Annotated in this window: 15 protein-coding genes and 1 pseudogene; 2 read left to right on the forward strand and 14 right to left on the reverse strand. The window is 71.9% G+C overall.

Translation table 11 applies throughout. The features are described from left to right. The first annotated feature begins 331 nt into the window (after positions 1–331). Positions 332–2,710: an endonuclease/exonuclease/phosphatase family protein gene (locus OG289_RS20065; protein WP_442819089.1), complete on the forward strand. Its 2,379-nt coding sequence runs from the start codon at positions 332–334 to the stop codon at positions 2,708–2,710. 41 nt (positions 2,711–2,751) lie between these two features. Here the strand turns inward: OG289_RS20065 and OG289_RS20070 are convergent, their stop codons facing one another. The 11 genes and pseudogenes from OG289_RS20070 to OG289_RS20115 form a co-directional block, all read right to left on the reverse strand. Continuing rightward, a complete protein-coding gene (locus OG289_RS20070) occupies positions 2,752–3,969 on the reverse strand; it encodes an SUKH-4 family immunity protein (RefSeq protein WP_327315406.1) in 1,218 nt (405 codons plus the stop codon). Between the two features lie 127 nt (positions 3,970–4,096). Continuing rightward, positions 4,097–4,312 carry a hypothetical protein gene (locus OG289_RS49700; protein ID WP_442818923.1) on the reverse strand — a complete coding sequence of 72 codons (216 nt, stop codon included), beginning with the start codon at positions 4,310–4,312 and terminating at the stop codon, positions 4,097–4,099. Beyond that, the gene (locus tag OG289_RS49705) at positions 4,309–4,512 is read right to left on the reverse strand and encodes a hypothetical protein (protein WP_442818924.1); all 204 of its coding nucleotides are present in this window, start codon (positions 4,510–4,512) and stop codon (positions 4,309–4,311) included. The genes OG289_RS49700 and OG289_RS49705 overlap by 4 nt, the downstream gene beginning before the upstream one ends. A gap of 142 nt (positions 4,513–4,654) precedes the next feature. Continuing rightward, the gene (locus OG289_RS20080) at positions 4,655–4,783 is read right to left on the reverse strand and encodes a hypothetical protein (RefSeq protein WP_327315407.1); all 129 of its coding nucleotides are present in this window, start codon (positions 4,781–4,783) and stop codon (positions 4,655–4,657) included. After that, a complete protein-coding gene (locus OG289_RS20085; protein WP_327315408.1) occupies positions 4,780–7,089 on the reverse strand; it encodes a xanthine dehydrogenase family protein molybdopterin-binding subunit in 2,310 nt (769 codons plus the stop codon). The genes OG289_RS20080 and OG289_RS20085 overlap by 4 nt, the downstream gene beginning before the upstream one ends. After that, positions 7,086–8,933, reverse strand: a complete 1,848-nt coding sequence (locus OG289_RS20090) for a 2Fe-2S iron-sulfur cluster-binding protein (RefSeq protein ID WP_442818925.1) — start codon at positions 8,931–8,933, stop codon at positions 7,086–7,088. Before OG289_RS20090 ends, OG289_RS20085 begins: the two co-directional genes overlap by 4 nt. Continuing rightward, entirely contained in the window at positions 8,930–9,823 is an 894-nt protein-coding gene (locus tag OG289_RS20095) for an FAD binding domain-containing protein (RefSeq protein ID WP_327315409.1), read from the reverse strand. Before OG289_RS20095 ends, OG289_RS20090 begins: the two co-directional genes overlap by 4 nt. Positions 9,824–10,060: 237 nt before the next feature. Then, positions 10,061–11,710, reverse strand: coding sequence for a beta-N-acetylhexosaminidase (locus tag OG289_RS20100; protein WP_327315410.1), 1,650 nt, complete (start codon positions 11,708–11,710; stop codon positions 10,061–10,063). Between the two features lies 1 nt (position 11,711). Next, positions 11,712–12,535 (reverse strand): annotated as a pseudogene (locus OG289_RS20105) (carbohydrate ABC transporter permease). 294 nt (positions 12,536–12,829) lie between these two features. Continuing rightward, positions 12,830–13,129, reverse strand: coding sequence for a DUF3039 domain-containing protein (locus OG289_RS20110; protein WP_327315411.1), 300 nt, complete (start codon positions 13,127–13,129; stop codon positions 12,830–12,832). Positions 13,130–13,158: 29 nt separating this feature from the next. Next, entirely contained in the window at positions 13,159–13,731 is a 573-nt protein-coding gene (locus OG289_RS20115) for a YqgE/AlgH family protein (protein ID WP_327315412.1), read from the reverse strand. A gap of 300 nt (positions 13,732–14,031) precedes the next feature. Here OG289_RS20115 and murA point away from each other — a divergent pair, with 300 nt between their 5' ends. Then, positions 14,032–15,378, forward strand: coding sequence for a UDP-N-acetylglucosamine 1-carboxyvinyltransferase (gene murA, locus OG289_RS20120; RefSeq protein WP_327315413.1), 1,347 nt, complete (start codon positions 14,032–14,034; stop codon positions 15,376–15,378). Between the two features lie 189 nt (positions 15,379–15,567). Here murA and OG289_RS20125 read toward each other — a convergent pair whose 3' ends face one another. The 3 genes from OG289_RS20125 to OG289_RS20135 form a co-directional block, all read right to left on the reverse strand. Further along, positions 15,568–15,849, reverse strand: coding sequence for an HU family DNA-binding protein (locus OG289_RS20125; protein ID WP_004000874.1), 282 nt, complete (start codon positions 15,847–15,849; stop codon positions 15,568–15,570). A gap of 300 nt (positions 15,850–16,149) precedes the next feature. After that, a complete protein-coding gene (locus OG289_RS20130; protein WP_327315414.1) occupies positions 16,150–17,568 on the reverse strand; it encodes an NAD-dependent malic enzyme in 1,419 nt (472 codons plus the stop codon). 311 nt (positions 17,569–17,879) lie between these two features. Continuing rightward, positions 17,880–20,240 (reverse strand): HelD family protein, encoded by a 2,361-nt coding sequence (locus tag OG289_RS20135; RefSeq protein WP_327315415.1) that lies wholly within the window; start codon positions 20,238–20,240, stop codon positions 17,880–17,882. Between the last annotated feature and the right edge of the window lie 15 nt (positions 20,241–20,255).

Genomic DNA, 20,255 nt, shown 5'->3' on the forward strand with positions numbered 1-20,255 from the left:
ACGGGAGCGGGGCCCGGGCGCGACCACCTCTGACGTCCGCCGACGCCCCCCTCTCACATCCACATCCACGCCCGCCCCCGACAACGCGCGTCCGCCCGCCTGCCTTGCGTGCCTGCGTGCCTGCGTGCCTGAGCAACTCACCTTCCCGTTCCGCGGATTTAACCTACGGCCTCTTAACAATCACCTCTCTACGCGCGTAACTTGAGCCAACTCCCCACACCACCACCGGCCGTACACGACGACGTACGAGGAGACCTCCAGCGTGTCCAGACCCGTAGGAAACAGACCCCGCGGATCCCGCCGTTCCGCCTACGCGCTCATATCCGTCGGTGTGGCGAGCGCGTTCGCCATCACCTCGCTGCCCGCCGCCTACGCGACGCCCTCCGCCACCGCGGTGATCTCCGAGGTCTACGGGGGTGGCGGGAACTCGGGGGCGACCCTGACGCGGGACTTCGTCGAGCTCGGGAACGCGGGGTCGGCGGCCTATGACCTGGCCGGGTACAGCGTGCAGTACCTGCCGGGTTCGCCGTCGGCGTCCTCGGCGTGGCAGGTCACCGCGCTCAGCGGGAGCGTCGCGCCCGGCGGTCGTTTCCTCGTCGCCGAGGCGGCCGGGTCCGGGGGGACCACCGCGCTGCCCACCGCCGACGCCACCGGGTCCATCGCCATGAGCGCCACATCCGGCACCCTCGCCCTCGTCTCCGGCACCACCGCCCTGACCTGCAAGACCGCCGCCGACTGCGCCGCCGACAGCCGGATCGTCGACCTGGTGGGGTACGGAAGTGCCGTCGTGCGGGAGGGGAACGGGCCCGTCACCGGGGCTTCCAATACCGCCTCCGTCTCCCGCGCGAGCTCTCTCACCGACACCGACGACAACGCCGTCGATCTCGCCTCCGGCACCCCCTCACCCGTCAACTCCGCCGGACAGACGCCTGGTTCGGGTGATGGCGGCAGTGGGGACGGCGGTGGCGAGCCGACCACTCCCGGTACCGTCCGCGTCCACGACATCCAGGGCACCACCCGGCTCTCCCCGCTCGCCGGGCAGACCGTCAGCCGGGTGCCGGGCATCGTCACCGGGGTGCGGACCTCCGGGTCCAAGGGGTACTGGATCCAGGATCCGGCGGCCGACTCCGACTCCCGTACCAGCGAAGGCGTCTTCGTCTACACCGGGTCCGCCACGCCCACCGTCGCGGTCGGTGACTCCGTGCTGGTCAGCGGGAAGGTGAGTGAGTACTACCCGAGCAGCACCAGCCAGTCCGTCACCGAGATCACCGGGCCCACGGCGACCGTGCTGTCCAGCGGCAACGCCCTGCCCGCCGCCGTCACCCTGGATGCCGCGAGCGTTCCGTCCGCCTACATCCCCACCGCCGACGGTGGCAGCATCGAGTCCCTCGCGCTCGAACCCGCCGTGTACGCCCAGGACTTCTACGAGTCCACCGAGGGCATGCGCGTCACCTTCTCCGACGCGCGGGTCGTCGGCGCGAGCGACGCGTACGGCGAGCTGTGGGTGACCGTCAAGCCGGAGGAGAACGCCACCGTGCGCGGCGGGACGCTCTACTCCTCCTACGGCCAGCCCAACACCGGTCGTCTGGAAGTGATGTCGCTCGACAGCACCGCCTCCTTCCCCTCCGCCGACGTCGGCGACGAGCTGTCCGGCAGCACGACCGGGCCCCTCGACTACTCCACCTACGGCGGCTACGACGTCCAGGCCACCCAGCTCGGCACCCTGGTCGACAACGGGCTGAAGCAGGAGGTGACGCGCCGGCAGAAGGGCAACGAGCTCGCCGTCGCCACGTACAACGTGGAGAACCTGGACGCGCTGGACGACCAGGAGAAGATCGACCGGCTCGCGCAGGGTGTCGCCGTCAACCTCAACGCGCCCGACATCGTGGCCCTGGAGGAGATCCAGGACGACAACGGCGCCACGAACGACGGCACCGTCACCTCCGAGGCCACCCTGAAGCGGTTCACGGACGCCATCCGCGCGGCAGGCGGGCCCCGCTACCAGTGGCGCTACGTCGCCCCGGCCAACGACCAGGACGGCGGCGAGCCCGGCGGCAACATCCGCCAGGTGTTCCTGTTCAACCCCGAGCGGGTGTCGTTCACCGACCGGCCGGGCGGCGACGCCACCACGGCGACGAGTGTGGTGAAGACGCGCAAGGGTGTCCGTCTCTCCTCCTCCCCCGGCCGCATCGATCCGACGAACGACGCCTGGGACAACAGCCGCAAGCCGCTGGTGGGCGAGTTCGTCTTCCACGGTGAGACCGTGTTCGTCATCGCCAACCACTTCACCTCCAAGGGCGGCGACCAGTCCCTGCACGGCCGCTACCAGCCTCCCGCCCGCAGCTCCGAGACACAGCGTCAGGCGCAGGCCGCCGAGGTGAACTCCTTCGTCAAGTCCCTGCTCGCGGCGGACAAGAACGCCAAGACGGTGGTGCTCGGCGACCTCAACGACTACGAGTTCTCCCGGACCGTCACCACGCTCACCGACGGCCAGGTCCTCACCCCGCTGATCACCACCCTGCCGGCCGCCGAGCGCTACACCTACGTGTACGACGGCAACTCGCAGACCCTGGACCACATCCTCACGAGCCCGGCCGTCACGCACTTCGACTACGACGTCGTGCACATCAACGCCGAGTTCGCCGACCAGGCCAGCGACCACGACCCGCAGGTCGTGCGCATCGACGTCAGCCGGTGCCGCAGGGGCTGACCGGAAGGGTCGAGCGGCGAGTGCGGGCGCGGGTCAACGGGCTATGCGCACAGGCCCCCGCCCGCCTCGTCCTCGAACACGCCCGGCCAGTAGCGCAGGCCGTCGTCCGTGGGGACGGCCGGGTCCGGGGTCGGGTCGCAGGCGACCGGGTCGACGGCGGCCAGGGTGCGCGACATCGTCTCGGCCAGCTGGTCGTAGGCCTCGGTCAGGTCGTGCACCGCGTCCAGGGCCCGCTCGCGCCGTATCAGCCAGAAGGTGAACGCCAGAGTCGAGATGTCGGCGTTGAGCGGGCGCAGGCCGAGGTCCGGCTCGCTCCAGCTCAGCACCGCGCCCGTGGCGCCGTCGACGACCAGGCTGGTGTCCTCCAGGAGATGGCCCAGGCGGATCAGCCGGTCGGCGTTCACCGGGAGCTGTCCCTCGGTGCGGACGCCGACGCCGTCCTCCGCGCCGTACTCGGCGAGGGTCTGCAGCGGCATGTCCGTCTCCAGCGAGAACCAGACGACCTCCTCCGGCAGGCCCACCTCGCGCAGGAAGCGGCGGGTCGGGGCGTGCGTGAGCGCCTTCGGGAAGTCGACGTCCTCGAAGCGGACGATCTCGCCGGCGCCGAACTCCTCGTCCAGCAGGCGGACCGGGAGGTCCAGGGCCAGGCCGGACCTCGTGCCCGGGCCGGCCACCAGGGCGAGCGGGCGGATCACCGCGGCCAGCTTCCAGAAGAGCCCGGACTCGCCGTCCGCACCCGTACGCCGCGCGCCCTCCTCGAACACCGCCAGCAGCTGCCGGGACGCCTCCGCCACCGCCTTCGGTCCGAGCCGGCCCGCATAGGAGGCGAACTGGCCGCGCAGGGCCGCCAGTTCGTCCACCGCCGTGGCGAAGCGCACCAGCTTCTCCAGAGAGGGGGCGAGCGGGCGGGTGTCCATCAGATCGGGGCAGTCGTGCAGGAAGTACGTGGTCGAGATCTCGCCCGTCATCCCGTCGAGCAGGACGGACTCCGTCTCCCGGCCGTCTGCACCCAGGATTCCGCCTATCACCAGCCGGTCGCGCAGCTCCGCCGCCAGGCGGCCTTCGGGGTCGCCCGTGGAGTCCGCGACCGTGCGCAGACCGTCCGTGCGCAGCGCCTCGAACGTCAGCAGGCCGCCGTCGCCCGGCAGGCCGGGGCCGGTGAGCCAGCGGCGCGTCGGTGCGTGCGTGACGTAGGGGTCCAGCTGGTCCTCGGTGAAGGTGATCGTCGTCGTGGCGGTGGTGGTCCTGGTCGTGCTCATCGGGTCCCCCGTGCGGAAAGTTGCGTGCGCCGTCCCACTGCTCCGCAGCCTACGCGGCACCACTGACAACGGCCCTGACCAGCGACAGCGCCCAGCACACCAGCCACCAGTCCCCCACTGACAGACGTCAGAGCACCCCCGCGCGTTCCCGTCCCGCCAGGATCGCCCCGACCGTCCGCTCCACCGTCGACTCCGTGGTGTCCGGCCACAGTCCGGTGCGCGGGGTGCGGGACCGCAGTTCCGCGTCCAGGCCGGCGACCGTCCAGGCGGCCCCGTAGCCCGTCTTCTCCCGGCCGGCCTCGCGGGCCGCCACCGTCTCGGCGGACGGCGCCAGGACGATCACGTGCAGGGGCGGCTGCGGACCAGCCCCACCCACTCGGCCGGCCACGGGCCCAGCGCCACGTCCTGCACCACCGCCGTGAAGCCCGCCTGCGCGTACGCGTCCGCCGTGGCCGCCGACAGGCGGTACCGCAGCCGGAGCTGGGCCTCGGCCCTGTCCTCGCCCGCCGCGCCAGGGACGTCCTCACGCCCGGACACGATCATGCGCCGGAAGACGTCCCCCCGCACGTGTGCCGCCCGCGGAAGGTGCTCCGCGAGCGCGCCACCGTCGACCTGCCGGCCGCCTCCCCCACTGTCCAAAGGGCGTGGGAGGTGCCCCCATCTCCCGTGATGAGGACCACGCCCCTCATGTGAGGTACACGCCGCCGAGTACCACGACCACCGCCGCCAGCACGAACAGCAGGATCCAGCCCAGCAGCTTGCCCACGCTCGGCGGGGGTTCGTACTGCCGAGGTTCCGGCTCGTGCTCGCTCACCGGTCGGTCACCACCGCCGCCTGGGGCCTTATGGGCAGCCGGTTGACCGGACGGCCCGTCGCGGCGCGGACGGCGGAGGCGATCGCCGCGGGCGAGGTCACCACCGGGACCGCGCTGGCCGCCTTCGCCCCGAACGGGGCGACCACGTCACGTTCCTCGACCAGCTTGACGATCCGGATGTCCGGGGCGTCCAGGGCCGTGGGCAGCGCGTAGCCGGTGAGGTCGGGGTGGCGGATCAGGCCGCGCGGGGTGCGGAGGTTCTCGGTGAGCGCGATACCGACGCCCTGCGTCACGCCCGCCTCGATGCGGGCGGCCAGCTGCGCCGGGTTCAGGATCCGGCCGACGTCCTGGGCGACCGCGAGTTCCACGACCCGGACCGAGCCGAGCTCGATGTCGACGTCCACGACCGCGCGAATGGCGCAGAAGGCGAGGCCGACGAAGGCGTCGCCCTGGCCCGCGGCGTCCAGCGGCTCGGTCGGGTGCGGGCGGCACTGGGCCGTCGCCCACAGCTCCTTGCCGTGCAGCTCCTCCGTGACGGTCGTCGACAGCACGCCGTCGTACGAGGTGATCTTGCCGTCGGTGATCTGGAGCAGCTCCGTGGACATGCCGAACTTGTGCGCCAGGGGCTGGAGGAGCTGGGTGCGGACCATCTTGGCCGCCCGCTCCACCGCGCCGCCGGACACCCAGGTGTGACGGCCTCGGCAGCCCGCGCCCGCCGGTGGCTGGTCGGTGTCCACCGGGGCCACGTGCACCTCGTCGATGCCGAGCGTCTCCTGGACGATCTGGCGGGCCAGCGTCGTGAAGCCCTGGCCCGTCTCCACCGCCGCGCACAGGACCGTCGCGACACCGTCCTGGACCTTCACGGTCGCCGTGGACACCTCGTCGGCGCCCTCCGCGCCCAGCATGTGCACCATGCCGAGGCCGTAGCCCACGCCCCTGCGCACCGCGCCCGGTTCGCCCGCGCCCTCGGGGCCGCCGGGCAGCAGCCACTCCTCCTCGGGCGTGTCCTTGGGGAGCTCCGGGAGGGGGAACTCCTGGACGGCCTGGAGGAGTTCGGCGACGGGGGCCGGGCAGGTCACCGTCTGGCCGGTCGGCAGGACGTCCCCGGTCGCCAGGACGTTGCGCAGCCGCAGCTCCGCCGGGTCGACGCCGAGCTTCTTCGCCAGCTTGTCCATCTGCGCCTCGTAGGCGGCGCACACCTGCATCGCGCCCTCGCCGCGCACATGGCCCGACGGCGGGTTGTTCGTCCGCACGGCCCAGCCCTCGATGAAGGCGTTCGGGACGACGTAGGGGCCGCAGGCGAAGGAGACGGCGGCGGCCAGCGCCTCGGCGGAGGTGTCGGCGTATGCGCCCGCGTCCAGCAGGATCTGCGCCTCGACCTTCACCAGCCGGCCCTCGGCGTCGGCGTGGTGGCGGTAGCGCAGCAGGGTCGGGTGGCGGTGGACGTGGCCGAGGAAGGACTCCTCGCGCGTGGCCGTGAGCTTCACCGGGCAGCCGGTCTTCAGGGCCAGCAGGCCGAGCGGGAGCTGGAAGCCCTGGTCCTCGCGGTCGGCCGTCGCGCCGGGCACACCGGTGACGACGATCTTCACGCGCTCGGGTTCGAGGCCGTAGCAGGCGGCGGCCGTGTCCCGGTCGGTGTGCGGGTCGGTGGAGGCCAGGTAGAGCTCCACGCCGCCGTCGGGACGGGGCACGGCGAGGCCGGCCTCGGCGCCGATCGGGGCGGGGTCGGCGCGGCCGATGCGGTACTGGCCCTCGACGACGATCTCGCCGGACGCGCCCGGGTCGCCGTGGTGCAGCGGGATGTGCCGGATCAGGTTGCCGTCGGGGTGCAGGGGCTCCGCCTCGAAGGCCTGCTCCGGGTCGGTCACCGGGTCGAGTACTTCGTACTCGACGATGACGGCGGCGGCGGCCATCCGCGCGGTGTCCGGGTGGTCGGCGGCGACTGCGGCGATGGGCTCGCCGTGGTGGCGGACGATCTCGGAGGCGAACACCGGACGGTCGGCCTTGCCGCGGCCGTGCACCGGGCTGCCCGGCACGTCCTCGTGGGTGACGACGGCGCGGACGCCGGGCATCTCACGCGCGTGGGACGTGTCGATGGACACGATGCGCGCGTGCGGGTGCGGGGAGCGCAGCACGGCCGCCCACAGCAGGCCCTCGGCCCACAGGTCGGCCGCGTACGGGAAGGTGCCCTCCGTCTTCGCGCGCGAGTCGGCGGGCTGAAGGGACACGCCGAGGCCGTGCGGGATCGGCTCGGGGGCCGGGGCGGCCTCCGCGGCGGTCGTCGCGGTGGCTGCTTCGTTGCTCACGCCTGGCCTCCGTCCTGGCCCTGTCCGTACGCCGGGTCATGTGGGTGGGGCTGTGCCGGGTTCTCGAACGCCGACGCGTGGACGCCGCCCGCACCCGGGCCCGCCTGGTGGGGGATACGGGCCTCGTCCCCGTCCGTCCCGGCCTCGGCGGCGGCGTGCGCCTCGCGTTCGGCGACGACGTCCTGCACGGCCTGGAGGACGCCACGGTAGCCGGAGCAGCGGCACAGGTTGCCGCACAGGGCCTGGCGGGCCTCCAGTTCCGACGGCGCCGGGTTGCCCTCCAGCAGGTCGTGCACGGTCATCGCCATGCCGGGCACGCAGAAGCCGCACTGTACGGCCCCGCACGTGGCGAGCGCCCGCTGCACGTCCGAGGGCTGCCCGTCGACGGCCAGGCCCTCGACGGTGCGGATCTCGCTGCCGGCGGTGGTGACGGCCGGGACCAGGCAGGAGGCGACGAGCCGCCCGTCCACCTGCACGTTGCAGGCCCCGCACTCGCCCTGCGAGCAGCCGTCCTTGGCGCCCGCGAGGCCGAGGCGCTCGCGCAGGACGTAGAGCAGCGACTCGCCGATCCAGGCGTCGGTCACGGGCCGCTCGGAGCCGTTGACGCGCAGCACGTAGGCGGCGAGGGGGTGTTCCTCGTGGAACGGGGACGGGGTGTCCTCGGGCGCCTCGGCGGCGTCGACCGGCTCGGCGGGCTGCGGGGAGGCGGCGTCGGGGGCCGCGTCCCCCTCGGTCTCTGCCTCCGGCACCGTTTCCGCCCCGGGATCCGGCGGGGTGTCGGCGGTTCCTTCGGCCTCAGCGGCCTCAGCGGGCTCGTGAACGGCCCTGTGGGCGCGCTCCGGGCCCCCGGCGGCCTCGGCGACTCCTTCGGCCTCGGCGGCCTGCCGAGCGGCCTCCACGGGGCCGTTCGGGGGCACCGTGTACGCCTCGGCGGAGATCTCCGGGGAGAACGTGCCGGTGGAGTGGGCGTGTTGCCCGGTGTGCCCGTGATCGTGATCGTGCCCGTGATCGTGTTCGTGCTCGGGGGCGGAGTGGTGACGGTCGGGGTCCGCTCCGTGTCCGGCGCCGTGCGAAGGCTCGTGGTGGGACTGCTCGTGGTGCGCAGGCTCGTGGTGCGAGGGCGCGTGGTCCCGCGCGTGTCCGAAGGCGGGCGCCTCCGTGGCCGCCTGTCGCGCGGCCCGGTCGGCCTCGTCCGTGGGCTGCCCCCACGCCTGGCCCGCCGTACCGGCCGTGCCCGTCGGGTCGGTCGCCCAGGGCGCCGACGCGCCGCCCGGCAGGGTGGCCGGGGGCGTGCCGCCCCACTGCTCGACCAGGGCCGACGCGGTGAACTCGCCCGACTCGTCGGGCAGGTCGCCGCCCGCGACGGGGATCGACCACTGGCCCGTCACGTCGTGGCCCGGGGCGGGCGCGGACTGCGGTGCGCCCCGGCCGCCTGCCGAGGTGTCGTCGAAGGTCCACTGGCCGGTCGCGCCCGGGTGGTACGAGAACCGGTCGTCGCCCACCGTCTGCGGGGTGCCCTGCGGGGCGGGCCAGTCGGAGCCGCCGGCCGGGGCCGCCCAGGTGGTGCCGTCCGCCTCAGGGGGCGTCGCCGCTATCGGCGGCGGCACGTAGCCGTGGCCCGGCGCTGCGAGCGGGCTGTCGCCGCGGCCGGCCAGGAGGGCGTCGATGCCGCCCTCGGGGAGCTTCACGAAGGCGGTCGCGCCGTCGTCGTAGTCCCCCTGGGGCAGCGGGTCCCAGCGGCCGCCGCCCTGCGGCGCGCCCTGGACCTGCCCGGTCTCCTGTCCGTGCCCTTGGTCGTGTCCCTGGCCGTGTCCCTGGCCGTGTCCGTGCTGGTCGTCGGTCACGACAGCGCCCTCCCCAGTGCTCGTCGGGCCAGCGCGGCGACGGTGCGCCGCAGGTGCAGTACTGCGGGCGGAAGTTCCGGTACGGAGCCGTCCGCGCCGGGCACCGGGTCGGGGATGCAGGCGGCGGCGACGTACTCCCCGAAGGCGGTCAGGGCCTCGGGGACGATCGTGCGGTTGTTGTCCCAGTCGATGAGCCGGGCGACCCACTGCTCGGCGTCCAGGGGCCGCAGCGGCATCGGCGCTATGGCGCCCACGGCGCACCGCACTCCGCGCCGGGCGGGGTCGAGAACCAGTGCCACGGAGGCGACCGCGCGGCCCGGCCCGGTGCGGCCGGTGGCCTTCAGGAAGACCTGCGGGGCGTGCAGCAGCGGCACGCGCACGTACCCGATGAGTTCGCCGCCGCGCAGCATCTCCATGCCGGCCAGCAGGTGCGACACCGGGATCTCCCGGCGGGCTCCGCGCGGGCCCGCGATGATCAGGGTCGCTTCCAGCGCGGCCAGCACGGGCAGCGCGTCGCCCGTCGGGGCGGCCGAGGCGATGTTGCCGCCCAGGGTGCCCGCGTTGCGGATCTGCGGCGGGCCCGCGGCGCGCGCGGCGGCGGCGAGCGCCGGGATGAGGGCGGCGAAGTCGGGGCGGCCCATGCGCGCGTGCGTGAGTCCGGCGCCGAGCAGCGCGTGGCCGTCCTGGTACTGCCAGCCGCGGATCTCGCTGATCCGGCCGAGTCCGACCAGTCCGGCGGGCCGCAGTTGCCCGGAGTTGACGGCGGCCATCAGGTCGGTGCCGCCGGCCACCGGTACGGCCGCGGGCATGGCCGCCAGCGCCGCCACGGCCTCGTCCAGCGTTGTGGGCAGCGTGACGGCCTGCGCCGCCTGCGGTGCGTGCGTGCTCAAAACCGGCTGCCCCTTCCCGCTGCCCCACCTGGTCCCACCTGTGTTGCCGTACGGTACGTGCTGACAGGGCGGACGTGGCAACTCTGGCACATCTTCGCAACACCCGAACGCGGGGGTCCGCTAGGAGGCATTCGCCCACCTCACCGCGCAGATGGTCCGTTTTCGTGCGGCATCACCGGTGCGTGCGAATTGCCACTCTTCGGCGACTTTGTCGGGGTTTTTCCGTGACGCGCGGGATCACCGGTTCGGGGGCGGGCCGTCGATCGGACGCCCGAGGACACCGGGCCGCCGCTGCCACGGCCGGGGCCCGGACGGCGGGCGGTAGCCGACTCCCAGGGCGTCGAGTCGCCCGTAGTGGGCCTCCATCCGCCGCTCGAAGTCGGCGAAGTCCCGTTCCTCCGGGGCGGGCAGGTCACTCCAGGCGACCTCGGCGAAGGCGGCGAGCCGGGGGAAGGCCTGGTAGTCCACGCGCGCGTGGTCCTCCATCGCCTCCGTCCACAGGTTGGCCTGCGTGCCGAGCACGTGCGCGGCCTCCTCCGGCGTCAACTCCGCGGGAACGGGCTCGAACCGATAGACGTCCTCCAGGGTGCGCACGTAGCCGATCGGCACGGGCTCGTCCGGACCGCCGTCCTGGCGGTGGTCCAGGTACACCTGCTGCTCGGGGCACATGACGACGTCGTGCCCCGCGCGCGCGGCGGCGATCCCGCCCGCGTACCCGCGCCAGGACGACACCGCCGCGCCCTCCGCGAGCCCGCCCTCCAGGATCTCGTCCCAGCCGATGAGCCGGCGCCCGCGCGCGGAGAGCCACTTGTCGAAGTGACCGACGAACCAGGACTGCAACTGGTCCTCGTCCGCGAGTCCGAGTTCCCGGATGCGGGCCTGTGCGGTGGGCGACCGCCGCCACTGGTCCTTGGGGCATTCGTCACCCCCGATGTGCACGAACTCCGAGGGGAAGAGATCGAGGACTTCCTCGAAGACCCCCTCGTAGAAGCGCAGGGTGTTGTCAGTGGGGGCGAGTACGTTCGGGTTGATGCCCCAGGTGTCCCAGACGGAGAGTGCGGTGGTGTCGATGACGTCGGTGTTGCCGAGTTCCGGATACGCGGCGATCGCGGCCTGCGAGTGTCCGGGTACGTCGATTTCGGGGACGACGGTGATATGCCGCTCGGCGGCGTACGCGACGATCTCCCGGATGTCGTCCTGGGTGTAGAAGCCACCGTGCGGCTTCTCGTCCCACAGGGGTGAGGCACGATGGCCGAATTTCGTGCGGGCTCGCCAGGAACCGACCTCGGTCAGCCTGGGGTGCCTCTTGATCTCGACGCGCCACCCCTGGTCGTCCGTCAGATGGAAGTGGAAGACGTTCAGTTTGTGCGCGGCCATCAGGTCCAGGTAACGCAGGACGCCTTCCTTGGGCATGAAGTGCCGCGCGACGTCGAGCATGAGGCCGCGCCAGCCGAAACGGGGGGCGTCCTCGATGATCTGGTGCGGGATGCCGTACATGATCCCCGGCCGCACGGGCGCGCGCCGGAAGGCGTGGCGGCCGAGGAGCTGACGCAGCGTCTGGGCGCCCCAGAAGACGCCGGCGGGGCCGCCGCCGCGGATCTCGATGCCCCAGTAGGCGAGGACGCTCAGTTTGTACGCTTCGGGCTCCAGCGTGTCGTCCAGGCACAGCCGTACGGAGTCGCGGGCGTCCTGCGGCCCGGGGCGCAGGGGCACGCCGAAGGCCGCGCCGAGGGTGGCGCGCAGCCAGCGTTCGGTGCCCTCCGTGCCGGGCCCGGCCCACACGGTGGTGTCCTCGTCGATGACGACACCGCAGCGCTTGGGGCCGTTGACGGCGCGCGGCGCGGGGACGAGGTCGATGAGGTCGATGAGGTTCTTTGCAGAAGTCACATCAGTCCTTAACCGCTCCGCCCAGCCCCGAGACCGGTCGTCGCTGTACGAGTACGAAGAACACCGGCACCGGAATCGTCATCACCGTGGAGCCCGCCGTCACGCCGCCCCAGTGCGGGGCGTCCGGCTTGCAGAAGACCAGCAGGGCCATCGGCATCGTCGACTGAGAAGTGTCGCTGATGATGAAGGACTTGGCGAAGAGGAAGTCGTTCCAGGCGGAGATGAAGGAAAACACGCTCGTGGCCACCAGCCCCGCCAGGACGAGCCGGAAAAGGATCTGCCACAGAAAGCGCGTACGACTCGCCCCGTCGACGTACGCGGCCGCCTCCAGCGCCTCCGGAACCGCTTTCACGAACCCTCTCGGCATCCAGATCGCGAAGGGTGCGAGAAGGCGATGTGCGGCAGGATCAGTGACCCCAGGGTGTTCAACCGGCCGAAGTCCCGCATGAGGAAGAACAAGGGGATCGTCAGGGCCTCCACGGGCACCGTCCGGGCCACCAGGAACATGATCGGCAAGGTGGTCCGGAAGCGGAACCGGAATCGGGTCACGGCGGTCGCGGCGAGAAACGCGATCACTCCGGAGGCGATCACCACCGTGCCCGCCACGACAAGGCTGTTGAGGCAGAATCGGCCGAATTCCTGCTGCCCGAACACGCGCCGGAAGGAATCCGGAGAAGGTGCGAGCGCCCAGGGCCGCGGCTCGCTGGAATCGATCTCCCCGGCCGGTTCGAAGGCGCTCAGCGCCATCCAGTGGAGCGGGAAGGCGACGACGGCCGCGACCGGCAGCGCGCTCGCCTCGGCGGCCGGCCGCCACGGAAGGACCACCCGTCGGACGCCTGGGGAGGGCGCAGGCGGTGACGACCGGGGCGGCGGCCGCGAGCACGGCCGGTCCGGCGGGGAGCGTGGGGAGCTTCATGGAGCGGTCCTCCAGGCGTTGCAACATGCGCAATGACTGTTTTGCTCTGCACAACACACCGGAGGCTAGGGACTACATGAACACGCCGACAAGAGGTCTCAACCACTCTGTGACCACCCGACGCACCCCGTGCAACGACAGAGGACGCGAAAGCCCCCGAAGCGCGCCAAAACGCGCCTCGGGGGCTTTGGAAGGCCGGAAGACTACTTCTTGTCGCCGCCCTTGCCCTTGTCGTCCCCGCCCACGCCCATGGACTCGAAGATCTCCTTGCACATCGGGCACACCGGGTACTTCTTCGGGTCACGGCCGGGCACCCAGACCTTGCCGCACAGCGCCACGACGGGCGTCCCGTCGAGGGCGCTCGCCATGATCTTGTCCTTCTGGACGTAGTGGGCGAAGCGCTCGTGGTCCCCGTCGCCGTGCGACACCTGCGGCGTCGGCTCTACGAGGGTCCCCGTCCCAGTGCCTCGCTGGGGCTGGGTCTCAGGCTCAAGAGTGCTCATAACCACCAGAGTACTGAAGCTCACAGCAGTCAGTTGAGCGAAGGGTCGTCCGGATACGTCGCCACCATCGCCAGCTCGCTGCGCTGGCGGCGCAGCACCTCGCGCCAGAGTCCCTCCGGGGACGGGGAGGAGACGTCGCCGGGCTCGGACTCCACGACGTACCAGGCGCCCTCCACCAGCTCGTCCTCCAGCTGGCCGGGACCCCAGCCGGCGTATCCGGCGAAGATTCGCAGGGAGCCGAGGGCGGAGGCCAGCAGTTCCGGCGGGGCCTCCAGATCGACGAGGCCGATCGCGCCGTGCACCCGGCGCCAGCCCAGCGGGGCACCGTCGACGGCCGTGCCGCCCGGGATGACGGCGACCCCCAGGGCGGAGTCGAGGGACACCGGGCCGCCCTGGAAGACGACGCCGGGATCACCGGTGAGGTCCGCCCAGTCCTCCAGGATGTCGCTCACGCCCACCGGCGTGGGCCGGTTGAGGACGACACCGAGGGAGCCCTCCTCGTCGTGGTCGAGAAGGAGCACCACCGCACGGTCGAAGTTCGGGTCCGCCAGGGCCGGCGTTGCCACGAGCAGCCGCCCTGTGAGCGAGGACACCTCGGTCATGCCAGACATGATCCCGCATCTTCCCGTGAAGTGGGGAGGCAACGCGGGGGTAGGAGGCGAGGGCAGGTCGGGCGCACGGGTGCGGCCCGGGCGCACGGAAGCGGGCGACGGGCGGCGGTGACCCCTTGTGCCCGGCGGGAAACAGTTCGTGTTGTGACACGGCTATGACGTTCCTGGGTGGTCCTTGGGCTTACGGGACAGGGGGCGACGGCGATTACTCTGTCTCATCTGGCCCTGCCCCCGATTCAAGGCCGATCCAAGGCCCTTGCCCCAATCCACCATCCATGGAACGCGAGATACATGACCGTCAACGGCTCTGACGACGTACTGCTTGTCCACGGCGGAACCCCGCTCGAGGGCGAGATCCGTGTCCGTGGTGCGAAGAACCTCGTACCCAAGGCCATGGTCGCCGCCCTGCTGGGCAGTGAGCCGAGTCGACTGCGCAACGTTCCGGACATCCGTGACGTGCGGGTCGTACGCGGCCTGCTGCAACTGCACGGGGTGACGGTCCGTCCGGGCGAGGAGCCGGGCGAGCTGGTGCTCGACCCGACCTACGTCGAGAGCGCCAACGTCGCCGACATCGACGCCCACGCGGGCTCCAGCCGTATCCCGATCCTGTTCTGCGGTCCTCTTCTGCACCGCCTCGGGCACGCCTTCATCCCGGGCCTCGGCGGCTGCGACATCGGCGGCCGGCCCATCGACTTCCACTTCGACGTGCTGCGCCAGTTCGGCGCGAAGATCGAGAAGCGGGAGGACGGCCAGTACCTGGAGGCCCCGCAGCGGCTGCGCGGCACGAAGATCCGGCTGCCGTACCCGTCCGTCGGCGCGACCGAGCAGGTGCTGCTGACGGCCGTCCTGGCGGAGGGCGTCACCGAGCTCTCGAACGCGGCCGTGGAGCCGGAGATCGAGGACCTCATCTGCGTGCTGCAGAAGATGGGCGCCATCATCGCGATGGACACCGACCGCACCATCCGCATCACCGGTGTGGACAAGCTCGGCGGCTACAACCACGCGGCCCTGTCGGACCGCCTGGAGGCCGCCTCCTGGGCCAGCGCGGCGCTGGCGACCGAGGGCAACATCTACGTCCGCGGCGCCCAGCAGCGCTCGATGATGACGTTCCTGAACACCTATCGCAAGGTGGGCGGCGCCTTCGAGATCGACGACGAGGGCATCCGCTTCTGGCACCCCGGCGGCCACCTGAAGTCCATCGCGCTGGAGACGGACGTCCACCCCGGTTTCCAGACCGACTGGCAGCAGCCGCTGGTCGTCGCCCTGACGCAGGCCACGGGTCTGTCCATCGTGCACGAGACGGTCTACGAGTCGCGGCTGGGCTTCACCTCGGCGCTCAACCAGATGGGCGCCCACATCCAGCTGTACCGCGAGTGCCTCGGCGGCTCCGACTGCCGCTTCGGGCAGCGCAACTTCCTGCACTCGGCGGTCGTCTCGGGCCCCACGAAGCTCCAGGGCGCCGATCTGGTCATCCCCGACCTCCGCGGCGGCTTCTCGTACCTGATCGCCGCCCTCGCGGCCCAGGGGACCTCCCGCGTCCACGGCATCGACCTCATCAACCGCGGCTACGAGAACTTCATGGAGAAGCTCGTGGAACTGGGCGCGAAGGTCGAGCTCCCGGGCAAGGCACTCGGTTAGCCACATCAGCCCGAGCCGGCGAAACCGGCCCGGACCGGCAAGAGACAGCCCGGCATGGGGGTCCCCCCGCTCGAGCGAAGCCGAGAGTGGGGGGAGTTCGAGGCCGTTCTTCACCGCAACCACGAGGGGGCGGCACCCGGAATCCCGGGTGCCGCCCCCTCGTATTGCACGCCGCTCTCAGCGGAGCGCTTACTTGCCCTTGGCCGCTTCCTTGAGCTTCGAGCCCGCGGAGACCTTCACGCTGTAGCCGGCCGGGATCTGGATCGGGTCGCCGGTCTGCGGGTTGCGCGCGGTGCGAGCGGCACGGTGGGTGCGCTCGAAGGTCAGGAAGCCGGGGATGGTGACCTTCTCGTCGCCCTTGGAGACGATGTCGCCGACGACCTCGGCGAACGCGGCCAGCACTGCGTCGGCGTCCTTGCGGGTCACCTCGGCGCGGTCGGCCAGCGCGGCCACCAGCTCACTGCGGTTCATGTTGTTACTCCCGTGTTCTTCTTGCCGTTGAGGCGTGCCACGCGGCGGAGCCGCATGTGGGGCACAGCGAAGTCGTTGTGCTCGCGCCCAGAGACGCATCCTGCCCCTACCTGCGGCGGGAAAGCCAATCCGGCACCCGCACGGAGGCGTGAGACAACCCATGTGTGTCACACGAAGGACGCTTAGCTCGGCGCAACCCTAGAGGGCCGCGATCGGCGCGAGGTTCCGCGACGCGCCGTTGCGGGGGCCGCCGTGGCGATCCTCACAGCCGCACAGCCCCCGCACCTTACGCGACAGAGCCTACGAGGCCGACGCCCCGACCGCCTTGGCGGCCTCCCGCACCGCACCCGCCACCGCGCCCGCGACCTTGTCGTTGAAGACGCTCGGGATGATGTAGTTCGGGTTCAGCTCGTCGTCGCTCACGACCTCGGCCAGGGCCTTTGCGGCCGCCAGCATCATGTCGGTGTTGACCGTGCGGGACTGCGCGTCCAGCAGGCCGCGGAAGACACCCGGGAAGACCAGCACGTTGTTGATCTGGTTGGGGAAGTCGGAGCGGCCGGTGGCCACGACGGCGGCCGTCTGGCGGGCGATCGCCGGGTCCACCTCGGGGTCCGGGTTCGCGAGCGCGAACACGATCGCGCCGTCGGCCATCGCGGCCACGTCGGTGCCGTCGAGGACGTTCGGGGCGGAGACGCCGATGAAGACGTCCGCGCCGCGCACGGCCTCCTTCAGGGTGCCGGTGAGGCTCTCGGGGTTGGTGTTGTCGGCGATCCAGCGCAGTGCCGAGTCCGGGGCCGCGTCGACGAGGTCCTCGCGGTCCGCGTGGACGACGCCGTGGATGTCGGCGACGACGGCGTTCTTCACGCCGGCCGCGAGCAGCAGCTTGAGGATGGCCGTACCGGCCGCGCCGGCGCCGGACATGACGACCCGTACGTCCCCGATGCCCTTGCCCACGACACGCAGGGCGTTCGTGAGGGAGGCGAGGACGACGATCGCGGTGCCGTGCTGGTCGTCGTGGAAGACGGGGATGTCGAGGGCCTCGCGCAGGCGGGCCTCGATCTCGAAGCAGCGCGGGGCGGAGATGTCCTCCAGGTTGATGCCCGCGAAGCCCGGGGCGATCGCCTTCACGATCTCGACGATCGCGTCGGTGTCCTGGGTGTCCAGGCACAGCGGCCAGGCGTCGATGCCGGCGAACCGCTTGAAGAGCGCCGCCTTGCCCTCCATGACCGGCAGCGCGGCCTTCGGACCGATGTTGCCCAGGCCCAGTACGGCCGAGCCGTCCGTCACGACCGCAACGGAGTTGCGCTTGATGGTGAGGCGGCGGGCGTCCTCGGGGTTCTCGGCGATCGCCATGCAGACACGGGCCACACCCGGCGTGTAGATCATCGACAGATCGTCACGGTTGCGGATGGGGTGCTTGGACTGCATCTCGATCTTGCCGCCGAGGTGCATCAGGAACGTACGGTCGGAGACCTTGCCGAGGGTGACGCCCTCGATGCCGCGCAACTGCTCCACGATCTCGTCGGCGTGGGAGGTGGAGGTGGCGGCGATGGTGACGTCGATGCGGAGCTTCTCGTGCCCGGACGCGGTGACGTCGAGGCCGGTAACCGAGCCTCCGTGGGACTCGACGGCTCCGGTGAGCTGGGAGACCGCGGTTCCGCTCGCGGGCACCTCCAGCCGGACCGTCATCGAGTAGGAGACGCTGGGCGCCGTTGCCATGGCCGACTTCCTCTGCACTGCTGGGTCGCGGGGTTGCGGTCCGATCGTCGCACCTACCGGCGAGTACGTGAAAGCCGCTCCGGATTGCGATCGTTTTGTTCTCAATGAAAGAGGCCCACATCACAGAGTGATGTGGGCCTCTCTCACGCTAATGACACCGACCCGCCATGCTCGCCTCGCGGCAAGTGGTCGCTCGTAGCGACGAAGGTTGGGCCCGGGGGCTTGGATCGAGCCGGTGTCACACCCAGGCTAACAAACGGATCCCCGAACACCATTCCCGTCCGGGGAGTTCACAGGAAACCGTCGGCCGCTCAGTCCCTGAGGAGGTCCGGCACGCCGTTCGCGTCCGGCTCGTCGCGGTCCCCGGAGACGACCGTGAGCTGTTGCGTCGCCCGGGTGAGGGCCACGTACAGCACACGCAGGCCGGCCGGACTCTCGTCCGCGATCTCCGCCGGTGAGACGACCACCGTGGCGTCGTACTCCAGGCCCTTGGCCTCCAGGCTGCCGAGGGCCACCACGCGGTCGCCGAGCCCGGCGAGCCAGCGTCTGGCCTCCTCGCGGCGGTTCATGGCGACGACGACGCCGACGGTGCCGTCGACGCGGTCGAGGAGCCGTTCGGCCTCGGCCCGGACGGTCGAGCCCAGGGTGTCGGTGACGGCCGAGAAGTGGGGCACGACACCCGTCGACCTGACCGCCGACGGGGACTCGGCGCCCGGCATGGCCAGCGCCAGCACCTTGGCGGCCAGCTCGGCGATCTCGGCCGGGTTGCGGTAGTTCACGGTGAGCTGGAAGCGGCGGCGGGGGCGGGTGCCGAGGGCCTCGTCGCGAGCCTCGGCGGCCTCGTCGGGGTCGGACCAGGAGGACTGGGCCGGGTCGCCGACGACCGTCCAGGTGGCGTGCCGGCCGCGGCGGCCGACCATGCGCCACTGCATCGGGGTGAGGTCCTGCGCCTCGTCGACGATGACGTGCGCGTACTCGACGCGCTCCTGCGCGAGCCGCTCGGCGCGCTCGCGCTGCGACTCCTCGCGCACCGGCATCAGCTCCTCCAGGCCGGTGAGCTGGTCCAGCGGGTCGAGTTCGCGGCGCTTCTTCGGGCGCAGCGGGGCGCCGAGGATCGCCTGGAGCTCGTCGAGCATGGCGATGTCGTGCACGGAGCGGCCGTCCCGCTTGAGGGAGCGGGCCACCTTGCGGACCTCGCCGGGGTTGAGGATGCGGCGGGCCCAGCGGCCGAGCCGCCGTTCGTCGGCCATGGCCGCCAGGACGGCCTGCGGGGTGAGCTCGGGCCACCAGGCGTCGAGGAAGGCGATGAACGAGTCCTCGGTGGTCACGTCCTCGTCGAAGGAGGAGCGCAGCTCGGCGGCGAGCTCGGGGTCGGTGTGCCGGCCGGCCGCGCCGGAGCGCTGCCACAGGGCGTCCAGGAGCAGCTTGCGGGCTCGGGGGCGCAGCAGGTTCACCGGGGCGGTGCCGCTGAGGGCGCTCTGCCGGACGCGGTCCAGGTCGGCGGCCTCCAGCTCCAGCCGGCGGCCGAAGGCGACGACGCGCAGGCGGGTGGGGGTGGTGCCGGAGGGGACCGGGGACTCGTCGAAGCGGAGCTGCCCCGCGCTCTGGCCGCCGTTCTCCAGCGCGCCGCGCGCGGCCTTGCGCAGCACCTTCAGCATCCGGTACGAGCCCTTGGCCCGGGCCACCGCCGGGGAGTCGTACAGGGTGGCCTCGGCGCCGTCGACGAGGGAGCCGATGGCGCGGATGGCGACCTGGCCCTCCTCGCCGAGGGAGGGCAGCACGCCCTCGGTGTACGCCACCAGCAGGGGGGTGGGCGAGACGATCAGGATGCCGCCCGCGTAGCGACGGCGGTCCTGGTAGAGGAGGTAGGCCGCCCGGTGCAGAGCGACGGCCGTCTTCCCCGTCCCCGGGCCGCCCTCGACGTAGGTCACGGAGGCGGCGGGGGCGCGGATGACCAGGTCCTGCTCGGCCTGGATGGAGGCGACGATGTCCCGCATGGTGTGGCTGCGGGCCTGCCCGAGGGCGGCCATCAGGGCGCCGTCGCCGATGACGGCGAGCTCGTCGCCGTCCAGGAACGCCTTCAGCTCGGGACGCATCAGGTCGTCCTCGACGCCGAGGACGCGACGCCCCTTGGAGCGGATCACACGGCGCCGTACGACGCGCCCCGGGTCGACCGGGGTGGACCGGTAGAAGGGGGCCGCGGCGGGCGCCCGCCAGTCGATGACCAGCGGGGCGTACTCGGAGTCGAGGACGCCGATCCGGCCGATGTGGAGCGTCTCGGCGATGTCGGCGGTGTTGTCGGGGCGGACCGTGCCCTCTGCGGGCTCCACGGCGGTGTAGGCGCCGTCGGGGCCCTTCTTGCCGTCCTTCCCGAGGAGCAGATCGATCCGCCCGAACAGGAAGTCCTCGAACTCGTTGTTGAGCCGGTTGAGATGGACGCCCGCGCGGAAGACCTGCGCGTCCCGTTCCGCGAGGGCGCCGGGTGTGCCGACCTGGCCGCGCTTGGCCGCGTCGTTCATGAGGAACTCGGCCTCGTGGATCTTCTCCTCAAGGCGGTGGTACACCCGGTCGAGGTGTTCCTGTTCGACGCTGATCTCTCGGTCCCGTACCGAATCCGGTGCGGTTTCGTGGACCGATACGACCGCGGTTTCCTGCTGTGCCTGAGCGGCCACCGGGCCCCCTTCTGA

The sequence above is a fragment of the Streptomyces sp. NBC_01235 genome, from assembly GCF_035989285.1.
Taxonomy (GTDB): domain Bacteria; phylum Actinomycetota; class Actinomycetes; order Streptomycetales; family Streptomycetaceae; genus Streptomyces.

What these genes read in the sequence shown, in the direction of transcription:
- OG289_RS20070 (WP_327315406.1), bottom strand. Translation starts at nt 3,969, where the DNA reads ATGAGCACGACCAGGACCACCACCGCCACGACGACGATCACCTTCACC.
- OG289_RS49705 (WP_442818924.1), bottom strand. Translation starts at nt 4,512, where the DNA reads ATGATCGTGTCCGGGCGTGAGGACGTCCCTGGCGCGGCGGGCGAGGAC.
- OG289_RS20110 (WP_327315411.1), bottom strand. Translation starts at nt 13,129, where the DNA reads ATGAGCACTCTTGAGCCTGAGACCCAGCCCCAGCGAGGCACTGGGACG.
- OG289_RS20115 (WP_327315412.1), bottom strand. Translation starts at nt 13,731, where the DNA reads ATGACCGAGGTGTCCTCGCTCACAGGGCGGCTGCTCGTGGCAACGCCG.
- murA (WP_327315413.1), top strand. Translation starts at nt 14,032, where the DNA reads ATGACCGTCAACGGCTCTGACGACGTACTGCTTGTCCACGGCGGAACC.
- OG289_RS20125 (WP_004000874.1), bottom strand. Translation starts at nt 15,849, where the DNA reads ATGAACCGCAGTGAGCTGGTGGCCGCGCTGGCCGACCGCGCCGAGGTG.
- OG289_RS20130 (WP_327315414.1), bottom strand. Translation starts at nt 17,568, where the DNA reads ATGGCAACGGCGCCCAGCGTCTCCTACTCGATGACGGTCCGGCTGGAG.